This is a genomic window from Vibrio sp. T11.5 (assembly GCF_027587155.1).
Taxonomy (GTDB): Bacteria; Pseudomonadota; Gammaproteobacteria; order Enterobacterales; family Vibrionaceae; genus Vibrio; species Vibrio neptunius.
This window is the reverse complement of sequence record NZ_JAPPTP010000015.1, coordinates 58,476-74,882: the sequence shown is the minus strand read 5'-3', so window position 1 is coordinate 74,882 and position 16,407 is coordinate 58,476. Positions and strand designations below refer to the sequence as shown.

The window sequence follows — 16,407 nt, the reverse complement described above, 5'->3', positions numbered from 1 at the left end:
TGTGGATGAAAATGAAAGCGTTGTTAGGCTTGCTGGCAGGAGTGACATTATTTGGGTGCAGCTACTCGGCGATTGAACGCAAAGCCGATGAAAAGCAACCATTCGTGACCTACCAGTGTGCATCGAACAAACAGTTTGAGGTCGCTTACCTAATTAAAGAACAAGCGGCGATTTTGCGTTTACCTAAACACGACTACCGCCTCGCTCAGGTCCCATCTGGTTCTGGTGCAAAATATATCTTAGATAATGGAACAAAACCGATTCTCAATCCAGTGACGCTACACACCAAAGGTGATGATGCCCGATTAGAATTGGGCAGAGTCGTTTACAAAAACTGTAAAACACAATAGCGTTAGTCTTCTGGTACAACCTGCTTTATCTTTTGAGCGAACTCACTGCATTATGAATAAAAAACTGACCATTCTTGATATTGCTAAACTTTCTGGCGTTGGTAAATCTACGGTTTCCCGTGTATTGACTAATGATCCTAAAGTCAAACCCGAGACTCGCGCCAAGGTTGAGCGTGTGATTGAAGAGTCTGGCTACGTTCCGTCTAAGTCGGCGCAAGCGATGCGCGGAGGCAGTCAGAAAGTTGTTGGGGTCATCATCTCGCGTCTTGATTCGCCTTCGGAAAACAAAGCCGTTAGCAGTATGCTGCAAGTTCTTTACGGTAACGGCTATGACGCGGTGATCATGGAAAGTCAGTTTGACCGCAAGATGACCAATGAACACCTCGACGTTTTGCGCAGGCGTAATGTTGATGGCGTGATTGTGTTTGGCTTCAGTGATTTTGACATCGAGCGTCTTTCTAGCTGGCAGCATCGTTCTCTGGTGATTGCCATGGATACTGATGAAACGTCATCGATCAACTACGATAATACAGGTGTTATTCGTTATGCGCTGGAACACCTTCAGCGCCAATCGGTGAGCGAGATTGCTTTTATTGGTGTTGATCCTTCAGACCGAACTACTGGGAAGATTCGTCTCAATGCTTACTTAGATTGGTGTTCAGAGCATCGATTATCCCCCAACTATCAAACAGGCCATTTGCATCACGAAAGCGCTTATCGTTTGGTGGATAAAGTGTTGACTCAAACCACACAGGCGATTGTATGCGCCAGTGATACTTTGGCATTGGGTGTGATTAAACGTCTTCAAGAATTGGATAGGGAAGATGTGATGGTCACAGGTGTTGGTGGCAATGAACTGTTGTCTTTTCTATTTCCGAGAGTATTCAGTATCGACCCGGGTTATGCTCAGGCTGGAGAAAGGGCGGCCAAGCTTCTGATTTCTCAGCTCAATGGAGAATCTGAACTCGTACACCTCACTCAGGAACCAATTTTGAGTTAACCCTCTCTTTTCTCTATGGTTTAAAATTATACTGTGATCTCATTCAATTAATGGGATTGTTCCCATTTATCTATTTCGATAGATTTGACAATATAATAAATACAAATGGGAATGTTCCCAAATAAATTATAACTAACCTTTTTGATCAGAGACTTCTGATCTGAACGAGAAACCAATTTAGGGTGGACAAGGATATGAGTAAGATTGCGAAACAAGAAGTTGAGCGTCTGATAGAACTGGTTGGCGGTCGCGAAAACATCGCCAGTGTCAGCCACTGTCTGACGCGCCTCCGCTTCGTGTTAAATGACACAAGTAAAGCCGACACAAATGCACTGGAAGCACTGTCGCTGGTGAAGGGCTGTTTCACTAATGCGGGTCAATTTCAAGTTGTTGTCGGTACTGAAGTTGATGAAGTGTACAAGGTCCTGATTGAACTGTCGGGCAAGTCTGAAGCATCGAAAGATGAATCCAAACAGGCTGCACGTCAGAACATGAACATTTTGGAACGTGGCATCTCTCATCTTGCTGAGATCTTTGTACCACTGTTACCTGCTATTATTACCGGCGGTCTGATCTTGGGCTTCCGTAATGTGATTGGCGACATCAAGATGTTTGATGGTCAATCATTGACAGAAATCAGCCAATTCTGGGCGACTGTCCATAGCTTTCTATGGTTAATTGGTGAAGCCATTTTCTTCTTCTTGCCTGTTGGCGTGTGTTGGTCAACAGTGAAGAAACTCGGTGGTACACCGATCCTCGGCATTACGCTTGGTGTCACTTTGGTCTCTCCTCAACTGATGAATGCTTATCTGATAGGTAAGCAAGTGCCAGAAGTATGGGATTTTGGCTTATTTGCTATCGAGAAGGTGGGTTATCAGGCTCAGGTTATTCCGGCCATGTTAGCAGGTATCGCGTTAGCGTTTATCGAAACGAACCTTAAGCGTATTGTTCCTTCTTACCTATATCTTGTTGTCGTTCCTTTCGTTTCTATCATCGTCTCTGTGGTATTAGCGCATTCTCTGATTGGCCCGTTCGGTCGCGTACTGGGTGACGGCGTGGCATTCGCCGCAAAAGCAGCAATGACGGGTGATTTCGCAGTGATTGGCTCAATGGTGTTTGGCTTCCTATATGCACCTTTGGTGATTACTGGTATTCATCATACAACCAACGCTGTCGATCTGCAGTTGATGCAAGACCTAGGTGGTACTCCAATCTGGCCTTTGATTGCACTGTCTAACATTGCTCAGGCATCAGCGGTTGTCGGTATTATCATCATCAGTAAGAAACACGGTGAACGCGATATCTCAGTACCTGCGGCGATTTCTGCTTATCTAGGTGTCACCGAGCCAGCGATGTACGGTATTAACTTGAAGTACAAGTTCCCAATGCTAAGCGCAATGATTGGTAGTGCAATTGCAGCGGCGATCTGTGGTAGTGCGGGCGTTATGGCGAACGGTATTGGTGTGGGTGGTCTACCAGGTATCTTATCTATCCAACCACAATTCTGGGGCATCTACGCGATTGCAATGCTGGTGGCGATTACACTACCGGCAGTATTGACCCTGTTCTTCTACAAGCGTGCACAAATGAAAGGTGAGCTAGAGCCTGCAAGCGCTTAAGTGCAAACAAAAAAGAGCGATCACAATTCGGCGATCGCTCCTGCTATTTTTTCGATTTTTTATTTTTTGGTAAGTGAGTTTAGCAATGACAACAATCACAAATGATGCGAACTGGTGGAAAACGGCTTCGATATATCAGATTTACCCGAAGAGCTTCTGTGATAGCGGCAGTAAGGGAACAGGGGATATCAAGGGCATCATTTCTAAGCTCGATTACTTAAAATTGCTTGGTATTGATGCTATTTGGCTGACGCCAGTCTATCAGTCTCCGATGATTGACAATGGTTATGACATCTCAGACTACTACGCTATTAACCCTCAGTTTGGCAGCATGGAAGATTTTGATTGTCTACTTAGTGAAGCGCACCAGCGCGGTATTCGCATCATTATGGATATTGTGGTTAACCATACCTCCACTGAACACGTTTGGTTCCAATCTGCGCTGGGGGATAAGAGCAGCCCATACCGAGATTACTATATTTGGAAAGATCCGGTTGCAGGAGACGTTCCAAACAACTGGCAATCCAAGTTTGGCGGAAGTGCTTGGGAAATGGATGAGCAAACGGGCCAGTATTTTCTGCACCTCTTTGCCAAAGAGCAAGCGGATCTTAATTGGGAGAACCCGACAGTTCGTGAGGAAGTGAAAAAGGTCATCAGCTTCTGGGCTGAGAAAGGAGTGGATGGCTTCCGTCTTGATGTGATTAACCTAATTTCTAAGCAGCAAGATTTCCCGAATGATGATATTGGTGACGGTCGCCGCTTTTACACAGATGGGCCTCGTGTACATGAATACTTAAAGGAAATCAGCGAAGCTGTGTTCCAAAAATATGGCAGTGTTACTGTGGGTGAAATGTCGTCTACCACATTGGAGCATTGCCAACAGTATTCCTCTCTGGATAACAAAGAACTGTCGATGGTATTTAACTTCCACCATCTAAAAGTGGATTACCCAAATGGCGAAAAGTGGACCAAAGCGCCTTTTGACTTTTCACAACTAAAGCAGATTTTCAACCATTGGCAAACAGGATTGAACGGCAAAGGTTGGGGAGCATTGTTCTGGTGTAATCATGATCAGCCACGTATTGTTAGCCGCTTAGGCGATGACCAAAACTATCGAGTGGAGTCGGCCAAAATGTTGGGAGCCTCTGTCCATATGATGCAAGGTACACCATACATTTATCAAGGAGAAGAGATTGGGATGACCAACCCCGGCTATAGCTCGATAGAGCAATATCGCGATGTGGAAAGTACCAATATGTATGACATCATGGTCAACCAGCAAGGTGTCAGCAACGAAGAAATGATCGATATCCTGGCTCAGAAATCCCGCGATAACTCACGTACGCCAATGCAATGGAATGATGAGCAGTATGCTGGCTTCTCTCAGGTTCAACCTTGGTTGGCGGTGGCAGAAAATTATCCTCAAGTGAACGCAGCTAAAGCCGTTGATGACAGTAACTCGGTTTTTTACTTCTATCAGAAGTTGATTCAATTGCGCAAAGAGATTGAAGTGATTACCACTGGGAGCTACACCGATCTTTACCCAGAACATAAGGCGATATTCGGTTATCAACGTAAATCAGAAAATCAGACCCTAATTTGTTTGAATAACTATTACGCAGACGAAACAGAGTGCGTCTTACCTGAAGAGTTTGATTGCGATAAAGCACAATACGTTTTATGTAACTATGAGCTTTCTGGTGAGAAGGTATCTCAGCATCAAGTACTTCGCTCTTATGAAACACGTATTATTCTTTTAAACAACTAACTTCCCCCTTTGATGTTAGTTATCGCCTCGGCTATTGGTCGGGGCTTTTTTGTACTTGCGAGAAGAGAGATAGAGGTGTGATTAGATTTTCAATAAGTACAAAAAAACCAGCTCATTGAGCTGGTTTTCTGTAAATGGTGGAGGGGGACGGATTCGAACCATCGAAGGCAGTGCCAGCAGATTTACAGTCTGATCCCTTTGGCCACTCGGGAACCCCTCCAGGGTATTTTTATCCTTAATTGATGTTTTCCCAACACGACAATCAAGCGTTCAATATGGTGGAGGGGGACGGATTCGAACCATCGAAGGCAGTGCCAGCAGATTTACAGTCTGATCCCTTTGGCCACTCGGGAACCCCTCCAGGGTATTTTATCCTTAATTGACGTTTTCCCAACGCATCAATCAAGCATTTAATATGGTGGAGGGGGACGGATTCGAACCATCGAAGGCAGTGCCAGCAGATTTACAGTCTGATCCCTTTGGCCACTCGGGAACCCCTCCAGGGTGTTTTTATACTTAAGAAATGATTTCCCAACACATCACTCAAGTGCGGAGCGCATCATAGCAAACTCGCTAAACCTGTAAAGCCTTTTCTTATGATTTTGAATTGAATGCTGGCTTTTTGGGCAAAGATGCCAGTAATCAACCTAAAAGCTCATCTAATCAATGTCTAAACTTACAGTTTATTGCTCTCTCTTTACATTACTTGACGTTTTCAGCGCGGTTTAACGAGTATAATGAGCGAAGTTTTTTGAGGCAGAATTTAAACATGAAAAATAAAATTATTCTGAGTATTTTGTCGTTGTCTATTCTAGCCGCAGCACCCGGAGTGCAAGCTAAACGGCAAGGTCCACAGACGGTTACCGTGGTGACTGAACAGGTCCAGGTTCATCAGGTTTCTCAGTCTTTGTCGTTAGTTGGAAAAATTGAAGCTGAGCAATCTGTGGTTATTTCCTCTGAAGTTACAGGTCGCGTGGATGTTATTGCTTTTAAGGCGAATCAAGAGGTCAAAAAAGATCAGCTGCTCGTTCAGCTTAATGATGACAAAGCCAAAGCCAGTGTAGCTGAAGCAAAAGCCTACCTGAAAGACGAAGAGCGTAAACTCAAAGAGTTTGAACGTTTGGTGAAACGTAATGCGATTACCCAAACCGAGATCGATGCGCAGAAGGCTAGCGTCGAAATAGCTCAGGCTCGCCTTGATGCCGCCAATGCCAACCTCAATGATTTGAATATTACAGCGCCTTTCTCTGGTACTGTCGGCTTTATTGATTTCAGCCCAGGTAAGTTGGTGAGTGCTGGCGATGAGCTTGTGGCACTCGATGATTTATCCTTGATGCAACTCGATTTGCAGGTACCTGAACGTTATCTGTCTCAAATTTCTAAAGGTATGAAAGTCACAGCAACGACGGCAGCATGGGATGATATTGTCTTCAATGGCGAAGTTGTTGGTATCGATTCACGAATCAATGAAGAAACTCTTAACTTAAGGGTCCGTATCCATTTTGACAATCCAAAACAAAGCTTGAAACCGGGGATGTTAGTGACTGCAGATATGGATTTTCCTCCAATGGAAGCGCCGATTATTCCTGTTCAAGCTCTCGAATATTCTGGCACCAAACGTTATGTCTATATGGTAGGTGATGACAACAAAGCAGTTCGCACTGAAGTTTTCTTAGGTGCTCGAATCGGCAACCAAGTCGTGATTGAAAAAGGCCTTGATATCGGCCAGAAAATCGTCGTTCAAGGCATTGTGAACATGCGTGATGGTGTCGCTGTGAGTGAATTGGGTGAAGATGGCAAACCACTAAGTAATGAGCAAGAAGGTAACAGCTAATGTGGTTATCTGATGCTTCTGTCAAACGTCCCGTTGCTGCGGTCGTTCTCAGCTTACTGTTGTGTGTATTTGGTATTGTCTCTTTCAGTAAACTGGCGGTACGTGAAATGCCGGATATTGAAAGTCCGGTTGTATCAATCAGTACTCGATATGAAGGCGCTTCAGCGACCATTATTGAAAGCCAAATTACTTCTGTACTGGAAGATCAGCTTTCTGGTATCAGCGGCATTGATGAAATTGAATCGACTACGCGGAATGGCAGCTCACGAATCACTATTACGTTTGAACTCGGTTATGATCTCAATACTGGCGTGAGTGATGTTCGGGATGCGGTTGCACGTGCACAGCGTTCCTTGCCTGATGAGGCGGATGATCCGATTGTTTATAAGAACAATGGGTCGGGTGAAGCCTCTGTCTACATTAATTTAAGTTCTTCCGAGATGGATCGAACCCAACTGACAGACTACGTCGACCGAGTATTGCTCGACAGATTCAGCTTGATTTCCGGTGTAAGCTCAGTGGATGTGTCAGGCGGCTTGTACAAAGTCATGTACGTTAAGCTGAAACCTGCTCAGATGGCAGGACGTGGAGTCACAACTTCTGACATTACCGCGGCACTCAATAATGAGAATATTGAAAGTCCTGGCGGTGAAGTGCGTAACGATCAGATCGTCATGTCGGTTCGGATTGCTCGTAGCTACAACGTGGCTGAGGATTTTGAATATTTGGTGGTTAAACGGGCGAGTGACAATACTCCTATCTACCTGAAAGATGTCGCTGATGTCTACATCGGCGCGGAGAATGAAAACTCAACCTTTAAGAGCGATGGTGTGGTTAATGTCAGCATGGGTATTGTGCCTCAATCAGACGCAAACCCGCTTGAAGTCGCTGATTTAGTGCATGATGAAGTGGAAAAAATCCAACAATTTCTTCCATCAGGAACGCGTCTTGCCATCGACTATGATTCAACCGTTTTTATTGAGCGTTCGATAGCGGAAGTATACAGCACTCTGTTTATTACTGGTGGTCTAGTTATTCTCGTACTGTACATATTCATTGGTCAGGCTAGAGCCACGCTGATCCCAGCAGTAACGGTACCTGTTTCGTTGATTTCTTCCTTCATGGCTGCCTACTATTTCGGCTTTTCGATCAACTTAATCACTTTGATGGCGCTGATATTGTCGATTGGATTGGTGGTCGATGACGCCATCGTAGTAGTGGAGAACATTTTCCACCATATCGAGCGTGGAGAAAAACCGCTGTTGGCGGCATACAAAGGGACTCGTGAGGTCGGTTTTGCCGTTGTGGCGACAACTCTGGTATTGGTCATGGTGTTCCTGCCTATCTCCTTTATGGATGGTATGGTTGGCTTGCTGTTTACTGAGTTTTCAGTATTGCTGGCGATGTCGGTGATTTTTTCATCACTGATTGCACTAACTCTGACGCCAGTTTTAGGCAGTCAGTTGTTAAAGGCCAATGTGAAACCAAATCGTTTTAACCAGTTCATCGATCGTATGTTTGGTCGTTTGGAAAGTGGTTACCGTAAAGTGTTGCGTGGGGCCTTGAAATGGAAGTGGGCGGCGCCTCTCATCATTCTGACCTGTATCGGCGGAAGCTGGGTTTTGATGAAGCAAGTGCCTTCTCAGCTGACACCATCGGAAGACCGCGGGGTGATCTTTGCCTTTGTTCGTGGTGCTGATGCTACGAGTTACAACCGCATGGCTGCGAACATGGATATCGTCGAAGAGCGCTTGTTACCGCTACTGGGCGAAGGTTTCCTTAAGTCCTTTAGTATTCAATCGCCCGCCTTTGGTGGTAACGCAGGAGACCAGACAGGTTTTGTCATCATGATACTGGATGACTGGAATGATCGTGATATAACGGCTCAGCAGGCACTAGGAGAGGTGAGAAAGGCGCTGGTGGGTATTCCTGATGTTCGTGTCTTCCCATTTATGCCAGGCTTCAGAGGTGGTTCTAGTGAACCAGTTCAGTTCGTATTAGGAGGTTCTGATTACCCAGAACTAAAACAGTGGGCTGAAAAGCTTGAGCAGTTAGCTGAAGAGTCGCCGATCATGGAAGGGGCGGACATTAACTATTCCGAGCGAACTCCTGAGTTGGTGGTCACCGTTGATAAGCAGCGTGCGGCGGAGTTGGGTATCAGTGTGTCAGATATCTCTGATACCTTAGAAATTATGCTTGGCGGTAAGAGTGAGACGACTTTTGTTGAACGCGGCGAAGAGTATGATGTTTATCTTCGTGGTGATGAGAACAGCTTCAATAATGCGACGGATTTGAGCCAGATTTATCTGCGAACCAGTTCTGGTGAGTTGGTGACACTGGATGCGGTTACTAAGATTGAAGAAGTGGCTTCGTCGATTCGTTTGTCCCACTACAACAAGCAGAAATCGATTACCGTTACGGCTAACTTGTCTGAAGGGTATACTTTAGGTCAGGCACTCGACTTCCTAGATCAACAAGCGGTGGACATTCTGCCGGGTGATATCTCAGTCAGCTACTCCGGCGAATCGAAAGATTATAAAGAGAACCAATCCAGTATTCTGGTGGTGTTTGGCTTAGCACTGTTGGTCGCGTATCTGGTCTTGGCAGCTCAGTTTGAAAGTTTCATAAACCCACTAGTGGTGATGTTTACTGTTCCTATGGGGGTATTCGGCGGCTTCTTGGGGCTGTTCTTTATGAGTCAGGGCCTGAATATTTACAGCCAGATAGGGATGATCATGTTGATTGGTATGGTGACCAAGAATGGCATCCTGATTGTGGAGTTTGCGAATCAGCTTCGTGATCGCGGTTTCGAGTTTGAGAAAGCAATAGTCGATGCCGCAGCACGTCGTCTGCGCCCAATTATGATGACAGCGTTTACGACACTTGCCGGTGCCATTCCACTGATCCTATCGACAGGTGCAGGTTATGAAAGCCGAGTAGCGGTAGGTACGGTGATCTTCTTCGGTATGGGTTTCGCAACGCTGGTGACTTTGTTTGTTATCCCTGCGATGTATCGACTGATTTCAGCAAGTACGCAATCACCGGGACATGTGGAAGCTGAATTGAACAAAGAGCTAAGCCACGATGTGAAGGCCAGAACCTCACACTGATAGCTGAGACCAATAACGTCAAAAGCCCGCAACTTTCGCGGGCTTTTTTTATTTCGTGGTTCTCAACCATAATTGACGGAATAACGGGTTGGCTTGTGATTCATGGCTAACACGACATTCAGTAGGATAGCGCCCAGAATGGATAAACCGATGATTTCAGGAGAGACAAAGAAGAATGATGCGAACAAGATGCAACAATCGATGGCTAGCTGAGACTTGCCCACTGAGATACCGAACTTATCCTGAATAAACAGGCAAAGTACGTTGAAACCGCCGAGACTTGAGCGATGACGGAACAGGATAAGCATACCCAAGCCCATCAGTAACCCGCCCGCAACCGCGCAATACACAACGTTGACCGTTTCAAGGCTTACGACTAGAGATAGGTGGTCAGCAAAGACAGACACCAATGCACCAGAAATAGCACTGTTGAAAGCAAACCTTGAACCAAAACGCTTCCACGCGAGTAAATAAAAAGGACTATTGGCCAAAAAGTAAAGCGTACCAAAGGAAAGTGACACAAACTGGCTCATAAGCAGGGCCAAGCCTGTGGTACCTCCGGTTAACAGATTTGCCGATTGGAGGAAGAAAACGCCCTGAGCGACCAGAAATGTACCAGTTAAAATAGCAATCCAATCTTCTTTACGTGAGTGTTTTTCCATCAGTTTGAAACTTTTATAGTAGATAATGGCGCGCATACTATTTAAAAAATGAGGTTTTCGGTAGCTTGATAAGCAAATTTAAGGTAAACCTATGTAATTATCGTTTTACGGGGTGTAAAGGGAAAAATTGACACTTTTCATATTTATACGGTTTAGAAAGGTGACAATATGACAATCCTTGTAGAACCACATGAAGAATCTGCATGAGAAAAAGTAAAACTTTCTCTTTATGGCCAAGATCAAATTATGTAGAATGCGCGCTATTAACGTGATGCAAACGTTTGCGTGATTCAATTTACGTAGATTAATAGGGTCATTGGTCGGTTTTTTGCAAATTTCAGTTTAAATCTGAGTCAGGAGATACAGATGCTAAAGCGTGATATGAACATCGAAGATTACGATGCGGAACTGTTCGCAGCAATCCAAGAAGAAACTCTTCGCCAGGAAGAACACATTGAACTAATCGCTTCTGAGAACTACACGAGCCCACGTGTAATGGAAGCTCAAGGTTCTCAGCTAACAAACAAATACGCTGAAGGCTACCCTGGCAAGCGTTACTACGGTGGCTGTGAGTACGTTGATAAAGCGGAAGCTTTGGCAATTGATCGTGCATGTCAGCTATTCGGCTGTGAGTACGCGAACGTTCAGCCACACTCAGGCTCTCAGGCAAACAGTGCAGTTTACATGGCACTACTAAACCCAGGCGATACCGTTCTAGGTATGAGCCTGGCACACGGTGGTCACCTGACTCACGGTTCACCAGTTAACTTCTCAGGCAAGCACTACAACGTGATTCCTTACGGTATCGACGAAGCGGGTCAAATTAACTACGATGAAATGGAACAGCTTGCTCTAGAGCACAAACCTAAGATGATCATCGGCGGCTTCTCGGCTTACTCTCAAATCGTTGACTGGGCTCGAATGCGTGAAATTGCAGATAAAGCTGGCGCGTACCTATTCGTAGACATGGCGCACGTTGCTGGTCTAATCGCAGCAGGCGAATACCCAACACCAGTGCCACACGCGCACGTTGTGACAACAACAACGCACAAGACACTAGCAGGTCCACGTGGCGGCCTGATTTTGTCTAACGCTGGTGAAGATATGTACAAAAAGTTGAACTCAGCGGTATTCCCTGGTGGCCAGGGTGGTCCTCTGATGCATGTTATCGCGGGCAAAGCCGTCGCGTTCAAAGAAGCCATGGAGCCAGAATTTAAAGCTTACCAAGCCCGCGTAGTGAAAAATGCAAAAGCGATGGTTGCTCAGTTCCAAGAACGTGGTTACAAGATTGTGTCTAATGGTACAGAGAACCACCTGTTCCTAGTTGACCTTATCGACAAAGACATCACAGGTAAAGATGCAGATGCAGCACTAGGAGCTGCAAACATCACGGTAAACAAGAACTCAGTACCAAACGATCCACGTAGCCCGTTCGTGACTTCTGGTATCCGTGTAGGCTCTCCAGCCATTACTCGTCGTGGTTTCACTGAAGAAGATGCAAAAGAGCTAGCGAACTGGATGTGTGACGTGCTAGATAACATCGGAAATGAGGATGTTATCTCGGCAACTAAAGCCAAGGTTCTAGATATTTGTAAGCGCCTACCTGTTTACGCTTAACTAGCATTCAGTATGGAACCTTAAATGTTCTGCTGTTGGTTTCAATACCAGCATGTTTCAAAACCTCCTTCTGGAGGTTTTTTTATGTGTGATGACGGGTAAATCGACAAGCTCTTAATGTTCCCACCTCATAACAGTTAATTTACTAACGACTAAACACCCAATCATCATTTTATTGATGTCAATGAAGGGGAGCTTGAGCGTCAACCTTAATGCTTGTCTTCAATTTCTTTTAGTAACTGTGCCAACATTGCGTATTTTTATCGGCATGGTCAGGCAAGAGAGAGCCTGCAAGGCTGGCCGATTACCGAAAATTAGGGGCTGATGATAACCCGCGAGTTTGATTGGACCTGAGTATGGAGACTCAGTCTCATAGAACGGTGCTCTAGGTAGTTGCATAAATATAGTGTGACTTTAGTGGTTTATCACAAGCTTAAGGGGCAGTTATGGGGAGATCGGTAAGGTGTTGTTGCAAAGAACGTTTAAGTTATGGCTTGGTCTACAGATGAAAAGAAAAAAGATTGATATGACATCAATCTTTTTACTTTTAGATTTAAGTTATTTTGAAATACTCAGCAGCGTGCCTGACTTACATTTAAAAGAGTAGTACTTGCGGCTTTCACTGAACTTACCTAGACCTTCACCATCACAGTAATCAATGTTGATGTCACGCATAGTTTCGAGTGTCTTTTCACTATTTAGCGCGAATTTAGAGCCATCTGCACACACAATACGCACGCGACCATCGTCACTCACAGAGTAAAGCTCAACGTCTGTATTACACAGCTCAAAAGAAGCTTCACGGAAATTGTCCTGCTGTGTGTTAGAAGCGCAGCCTGCTGTTAATGCAGCGAGGGCAACAGCAACAAAACCTAGTCTTTTCATAATAATTCCTTGGAGATGTACTTTTATAGTGTTGTTAGGGCTTAGCCTATAGAAGAGTTGTGTCTCATTCAAGAAACGAAACGAAAAAGGGCTGACTTATTTTGTCAACCCTGCTTATTAACTTAAATGATAATTAGCTAATTTCAACGCCCTGAGCCTGCAGATCTGCGTGGTATGAAGAACGAACAAATGGACCACATGCCGCGTGAGTAAAGCCCAGTTCTAAAGCAATTTCTTTTAGCTCATCAAATTCTGATGGAGGAACGTAACGTTCAACGGGTAGATGGTGACGACTTGGTGCTAAATATTGGCCCAGAGTCAGCATCGTCACACCATGCTCGCGAAGGTCTTTTAGAACCTCAATAATTTCTTCTTTTGTTTCGCCCAAGCCCATCATTAGTCCAGATTTTGTTGGGATATCTGGGTGCTGTTGTTTAAATTTCTTGAGAAGCTGTAATGACCACTTATAGTTTGCCCCCGGACGTGCTTTACGGTAGAGACGCGGTGCGGTTTCTAAGTTGTGATTGAAGACATCGGGTGGGTTGTCTTTCATCAATTCTAGCGCCACATCCATTCTTCCACGGAAATCCGGAACCAATGTCTCAATACGGATGTTTGGGTTTTTCGCTCGGATCTCTCGGTTACAGTCAGCGAAGTGCTTAGCACCACCGTCTCTAAGATCGTCGCGGTCTACGGATGTAATTACGACATATTTCAGCTTCATATCTGAAATAGTTTGCGCAAGCTTTTGCGGTTCATCCGCTTCTGGAGCAACAGGTCGGCCATGAGCGACATCACAGAAAGGACAGCGACGAGTACAGATAGCGCCAAGAATCATAAAGGTCGCCGTACCATGGTTGAAACATTCTGCTAGGTTAGGACAGGAGGCTTCTTCACACACTGAGTGGAGGTTATTTTTACGCATTGCAGATTTAATATCTTGAATACGCTGGCTGTCAGCAGGCAATTTGATTTTCATCCAGTCTGGCTTACGCAGAACTTCTTTTTGCTCAGCTGGCATGTTCTTTACAGGGATCAATGCCATCTTGTCAGCGTCGCGGTATTTAACGCCTTTTTCCATTTGGATTGGTTTACTCATGCTATCTATACTTCTCTTTGCTTCTCATCGCGTAGGAGAGGTTTCTGTGCTGAATTCAACTTGCTCATAACCAAGCAAAGTTACAAGTTCATCGACTAATGCCGCTTCAACTTGGGTAAGATCATCCGGCCCACCAAGCTGGCTCATTTGAACCATCTCCATACCAGCATAGCCACATGGATTTATACGCAAGAATGGCGATAAGTCCATATTTACATTTAATGCTAATCCATGGAATGAGCAACCTTTACGGATCCTCAGCCCTAAAGAACAGATCTTTTTACCATCAACATAGACACCTGGTGCATCTGGTCGTGCCGCCGACTCTATATTGTATTTTTTTAAGGTGTTGATCACGAGATTCTCAATATGAGTTACAAGCTCTCGGACACCGAGTTTTTTACGACGTAGATTTATCAGGAAGTAAGCCACCAATTGACCGGGACCGTGATAGGTTACTTGACCACCTCTATCGCTTTGTACGACAGGGATATCACCCGTATTGATTAAATGCTCATCTTTACCTGCTTGCCCTTGTGTAAACACAGGGTTGTGCTCGACTAGCCATACTTGATCACAGGTTTCCTCAGTTCGGTTATCTGTGAACTCGTGCATTGCTTTCCAAATAGGTTCGTAATCTTGCCGACCCAGACGTTTCACAACAAGCTGGTTTTGCATTCCTGATCCTATAGTCAGTAAATAAAGTTCTGGGATTATAAACTGCTTCTGGTCATTGAACTACATATCAGCCACACATTTTTAACCCTAGATAAAAAGCAGGATTATTATCTATCTGATATCTAAAAAGAAAGCAGCTTACGCTGCTTTCAAATTAATTTTATTTCATCAAATAAAATTATAGAACCATACGCACAATATCGATTTGGCCCAATTCTTTGTATAAGGTTTCGACTTGCTCAATGGACGTCGCTGTAATGGTAACAGATACAGAATGGTAGTTACCTTTTGCACTTGGCTTCACACTGGGGCTGTAGTTACCTGGAGCGTGGCGTTGGATAACTTCAAGAACCTTTTCTGGAAGCTCAGGCTTAGCGTAGCCCATCACCTTGTAGGTAAAAGAACAAGGGAACTCAAGCAGATCTTTCAGTTTTGCGTCTGAGTTGATAGTCAACATTTTGAAACTCCAAGTTGAATGTCATTTAAGCAGCGCGAAATAGTACTGCCATTGGTTCTAAATCTCAACATTCTCGCTAGCTTACCTAGCGAGAATAAAAAAAGCCGCGATAAGCGGCTTTTGATGTAGGTGCGTTCTAGTTAGAGGAAGCTCTTAAACAGCATCACAATATAATCCCACAGACGGCTGAATAGACTACCTTTATTGACATCTTCTAACGCTAGAAGTGGGTACTCAGCAACATCTTCGCCTTCAAGTTGATAGTATAGCTTACCTACTACATCACCTTTCTTAATTGGGGCTTCTAGTTCTTTTTCAAGTACGAAGCTGGCTTGAAGGTTTTTGGCTTGCCCACGAGGAAGGGTAACGTAAGTATCTTTGTCTAAGCCCAGTGCAACCGTATCTTTGTCGCCCATCCAGATCTTTTCTTCGACGAAGGTTTCACCAGCTTTGTGTGGAGCAACTGTTTCAAAGAAGCGAAATCCGTAGCTCAGTAGTTTTTTGCTTTCTGATTTACGTGCGTTTGCATTTTTGGTTCCCATGACAACAGCAACAAGGCGCATTTTTCCTTCAGTTGCTGAGCTGACTAGGCTATAACCCGCGTTACTTGTGTGACCGGTTTTAATGCCGTCAACGTTCATGCTTTTGTCCCAAAGCAAGCCGTTACGGTTGTATTGTGTAATGCCGTTGTAGGTGAATTTCTTCTCAGAGTAAATACGATACTCGTCTGGTACGTCACGAATTAATGCTTGGCCAAGTAGCGCCATATCATAAGGCGTAGAGTACAGATTAGGGTTGTCTAAGCCATGAACATTGGCGAAGTGAGTGTTTTTCATGCCTAGCGTATCTGCCCAAGCATTCATCAGATCAACGAAGGCATCTTCTGACCCTGCAATGTGCTCTGCCATAGCAACACACGCATCGTTACCGGATTGAACAATGATACCGCGATTAAGTTCTTCGACTTTGACTGTTGTGCCGACTTCGATAAACATCTTTGAAGAATCAGGGAAGTTTTTAGCCCAAGCATTCTTGCTGATGGTGACGTCGTCCTGAAGCGAAATATTACCGCGCTCTAGCTCTTGGCCGATCACGTAACTGGTCATCATTTTGGTCAGACTTGCAGGAGACAACTTAGTGTTCATCTCTTTTTCTGCGAGGATCTTACCTGAGTTATAGTCCATCAAAACGTAGCCTTTCGCAGCGATTTGAGGAGCGTCTGGTACCACAATTGGGGTGGCAAACGAAGAGGATGCGAAAGTTGCAGAAAGCGCAATAGAAGACGCAAAAACGGATTTAATTAGCGTTGTTTTTTTCATATTGACTAC

13 protein-coding genes and 3 tRNA genes are annotated in these 16,407 nt (G+C 44.8%); 7 read left to right on the top strand and 9 right to left on the bottom strand.

The annotated features are described in order from the left end of the window. Nucleotides 1-11 precede the first annotated feature (11 nt). From OH455_RS15425 to treC, 4 genes are all read left to right on the top strand, one after another. Nucleotides 12-350, top strand: a complete 339-nt coding sequence (locus tag OH455_RS15425) for an MliC family protein (protein WP_205622494.1) — start codon at nucleotides 12-14, stop codon at nucleotides 348-350. Between the two features lie 52 nt (nucleotides 351-402). Further along, nucleotides 403-1,350 carry a trehalose operon repressor TreR gene (gene treR / locus OH455_RS15420; protein ID WP_045976333.1) on the top strand — a complete coding sequence of 316 codons (948 nt, stop codon included), beginning with the start codon at nucleotides 403-405 and terminating at the stop codon, nucleotides 1,348-1,350. Between the two features lie 194 nt (nucleotides 1,351-1,544). Continuing rightward, entirely contained in the window at nucleotides 1,545-2,969 is a 1,425-nt protein-coding gene (gene treB / locus OH455_RS15415) for a PTS trehalose transporter subunit IIBC (RefSeq protein ID WP_269982004.1), read from the top strand. Nucleotides 2,970-3,054: 85 nt separating this feature from the next. Next, entirely contained in the window at nucleotides 3,055-4,737 is a 1,683-nt protein-coding gene (gene treC, locus OH455_RS15410) for an alpha,alpha-phosphotrehalase (protein WP_269982003.1), read from the top strand. 135 nt (nucleotides 4,738-4,872) lie between these two features. Here treC and OH455_RS15405 read toward each other — a convergent pair. From OH455_RS15405 to OH455_RS15395, 3 genes are all read right to left on the bottom strand, one after another. Then, nucleotides 4,873-4,957, bottom strand: a tRNA-Tyr gene (locus OH455_RS15405). A 56-nt stretch (nucleotides 4,958-5,013) separates the two neighbouring features. After that, nucleotides 5,014-5,098 (bottom strand) — tRNA-Tyr (locus tag OH455_RS15400). 55 nt (nucleotides 5,099-5,153) lie between these two features. Then, nucleotides 5,154-5,238 (bottom strand) — tRNA-Tyr (locus OH455_RS15395). A 268-nt stretch (nucleotides 5,239-5,506) separates the two neighbouring features. On the opposite strand from OH455_RS15395, the gene OH455_RS15390 reads away from it, so the two are divergent. Continuing rightward, nucleotides 5,507-6,571, top strand: a complete 1,065-nt coding sequence (locus tag OH455_RS15390) for an efflux RND transporter periplasmic adaptor subunit (protein WP_269982002.1) — start codon at nucleotides 5,507-5,509, stop codon at nucleotides 6,569-6,571. Next, a complete protein-coding gene (vexH, locus tag OH455_RS15385; protein ID WP_269982001.1) occupies nucleotides 6,571-9,681 on the top strand; it encodes a vibriobactin export RND transporter permease subunit VexH in 3,111 nt (1,036 codons plus the stop codon). The genes OH455_RS15390 and vexH overlap by 1 nt, the downstream gene beginning before the upstream one ends. Before the next feature lie 62 nt (nucleotides 9,682-9,743). Here vexH and OH455_RS15380 read toward each other — a convergent pair whose 3' ends face one another. Continuing rightward, nucleotides 9,744-10,343 carry a YitT family protein gene (locus OH455_RS15380; RefSeq protein ID WP_045974684.1) on the bottom strand — a complete coding sequence of 200 codons (600 nt, stop codon included), beginning with the start codon at nucleotides 10,341-10,343 and terminating at the stop codon, nucleotides 9,744-9,746. A 366-nt stretch (nucleotides 10,344-10,709) separates the two neighbouring features. Between OH455_RS15380 and glyA the strand changes: the two genes are divergently transcribed. Further along, nucleotides 10,710-11,960, top strand: coding sequence for a serine hydroxymethyltransferase (glyA, locus tag OH455_RS15375; protein WP_269982000.1), 1,251 nt, complete (start codon nucleotides 10,710-10,712; stop codon nucleotides 11,958-11,960). 558 nt (nucleotides 11,961-12,518) lie between these two features. Here glyA and OH455_RS15370 read toward each other — a convergent pair. The 5 genes from OH455_RS15370 to OH455_RS15350 form a co-directional block, all read right to left on the bottom strand. Beyond that, nucleotides 12,519-12,845, bottom strand: a complete 327-nt coding sequence (locus tag OH455_RS15370; RefSeq protein ID WP_045974679.1) for a hypothetical protein — start codon at nucleotides 12,843-12,845, stop codon at nucleotides 12,519-12,521. Between the two features lie 133 nt (nucleotides 12,846-12,978). After that, nucleotides 12,979-13,944 carry a lipoyl synthase gene (gene lipA / locus OH455_RS15365; RefSeq protein ID WP_269981999.1) on the bottom strand — a complete coding sequence of 322 codons (966 nt, stop codon included), beginning with the start codon at nucleotides 13,942-13,944 and terminating at the stop codon, nucleotides 12,979-12,981. Nucleotides 13,945-13,968: 24 nt separating this feature from the next. Further along, on the bottom strand, nucleotides 13,969-14,622 hold the full coding sequence (lipB, locus tag OH455_RS15360; protein WP_269981998.1) for a lipoyl(octanoyl) transferase LipB: 654 nt from the start codon (nucleotides 14,620-14,622) through the stop codon (nucleotides 13,969-13,971). A 178-nt stretch (nucleotides 14,623-14,800) separates the two neighbouring features. Beyond that, on the bottom strand, nucleotides 14,801-15,079 hold the full coding sequence (gene ybeD / locus OH455_RS15355) for a DUF493 family protein YbeD (RefSeq protein WP_045974676.1): 279 nt from the start codon (nucleotides 15,077-15,079) through the stop codon (nucleotides 14,801-14,803). A 140-nt stretch (nucleotides 15,080-15,219) separates the two neighbouring features. Next, nucleotides 15,220-16,398 (bottom strand): serine hydrolase, encoded by a 1,179-nt coding sequence (locus tag OH455_RS15350; protein ID WP_045974675.1) that lies wholly within the window; start codon nucleotides 16,396-16,398, stop codon nucleotides 15,220-15,222. Nucleotides 16,399-16,407: the final 9 nt, after the last annotated feature.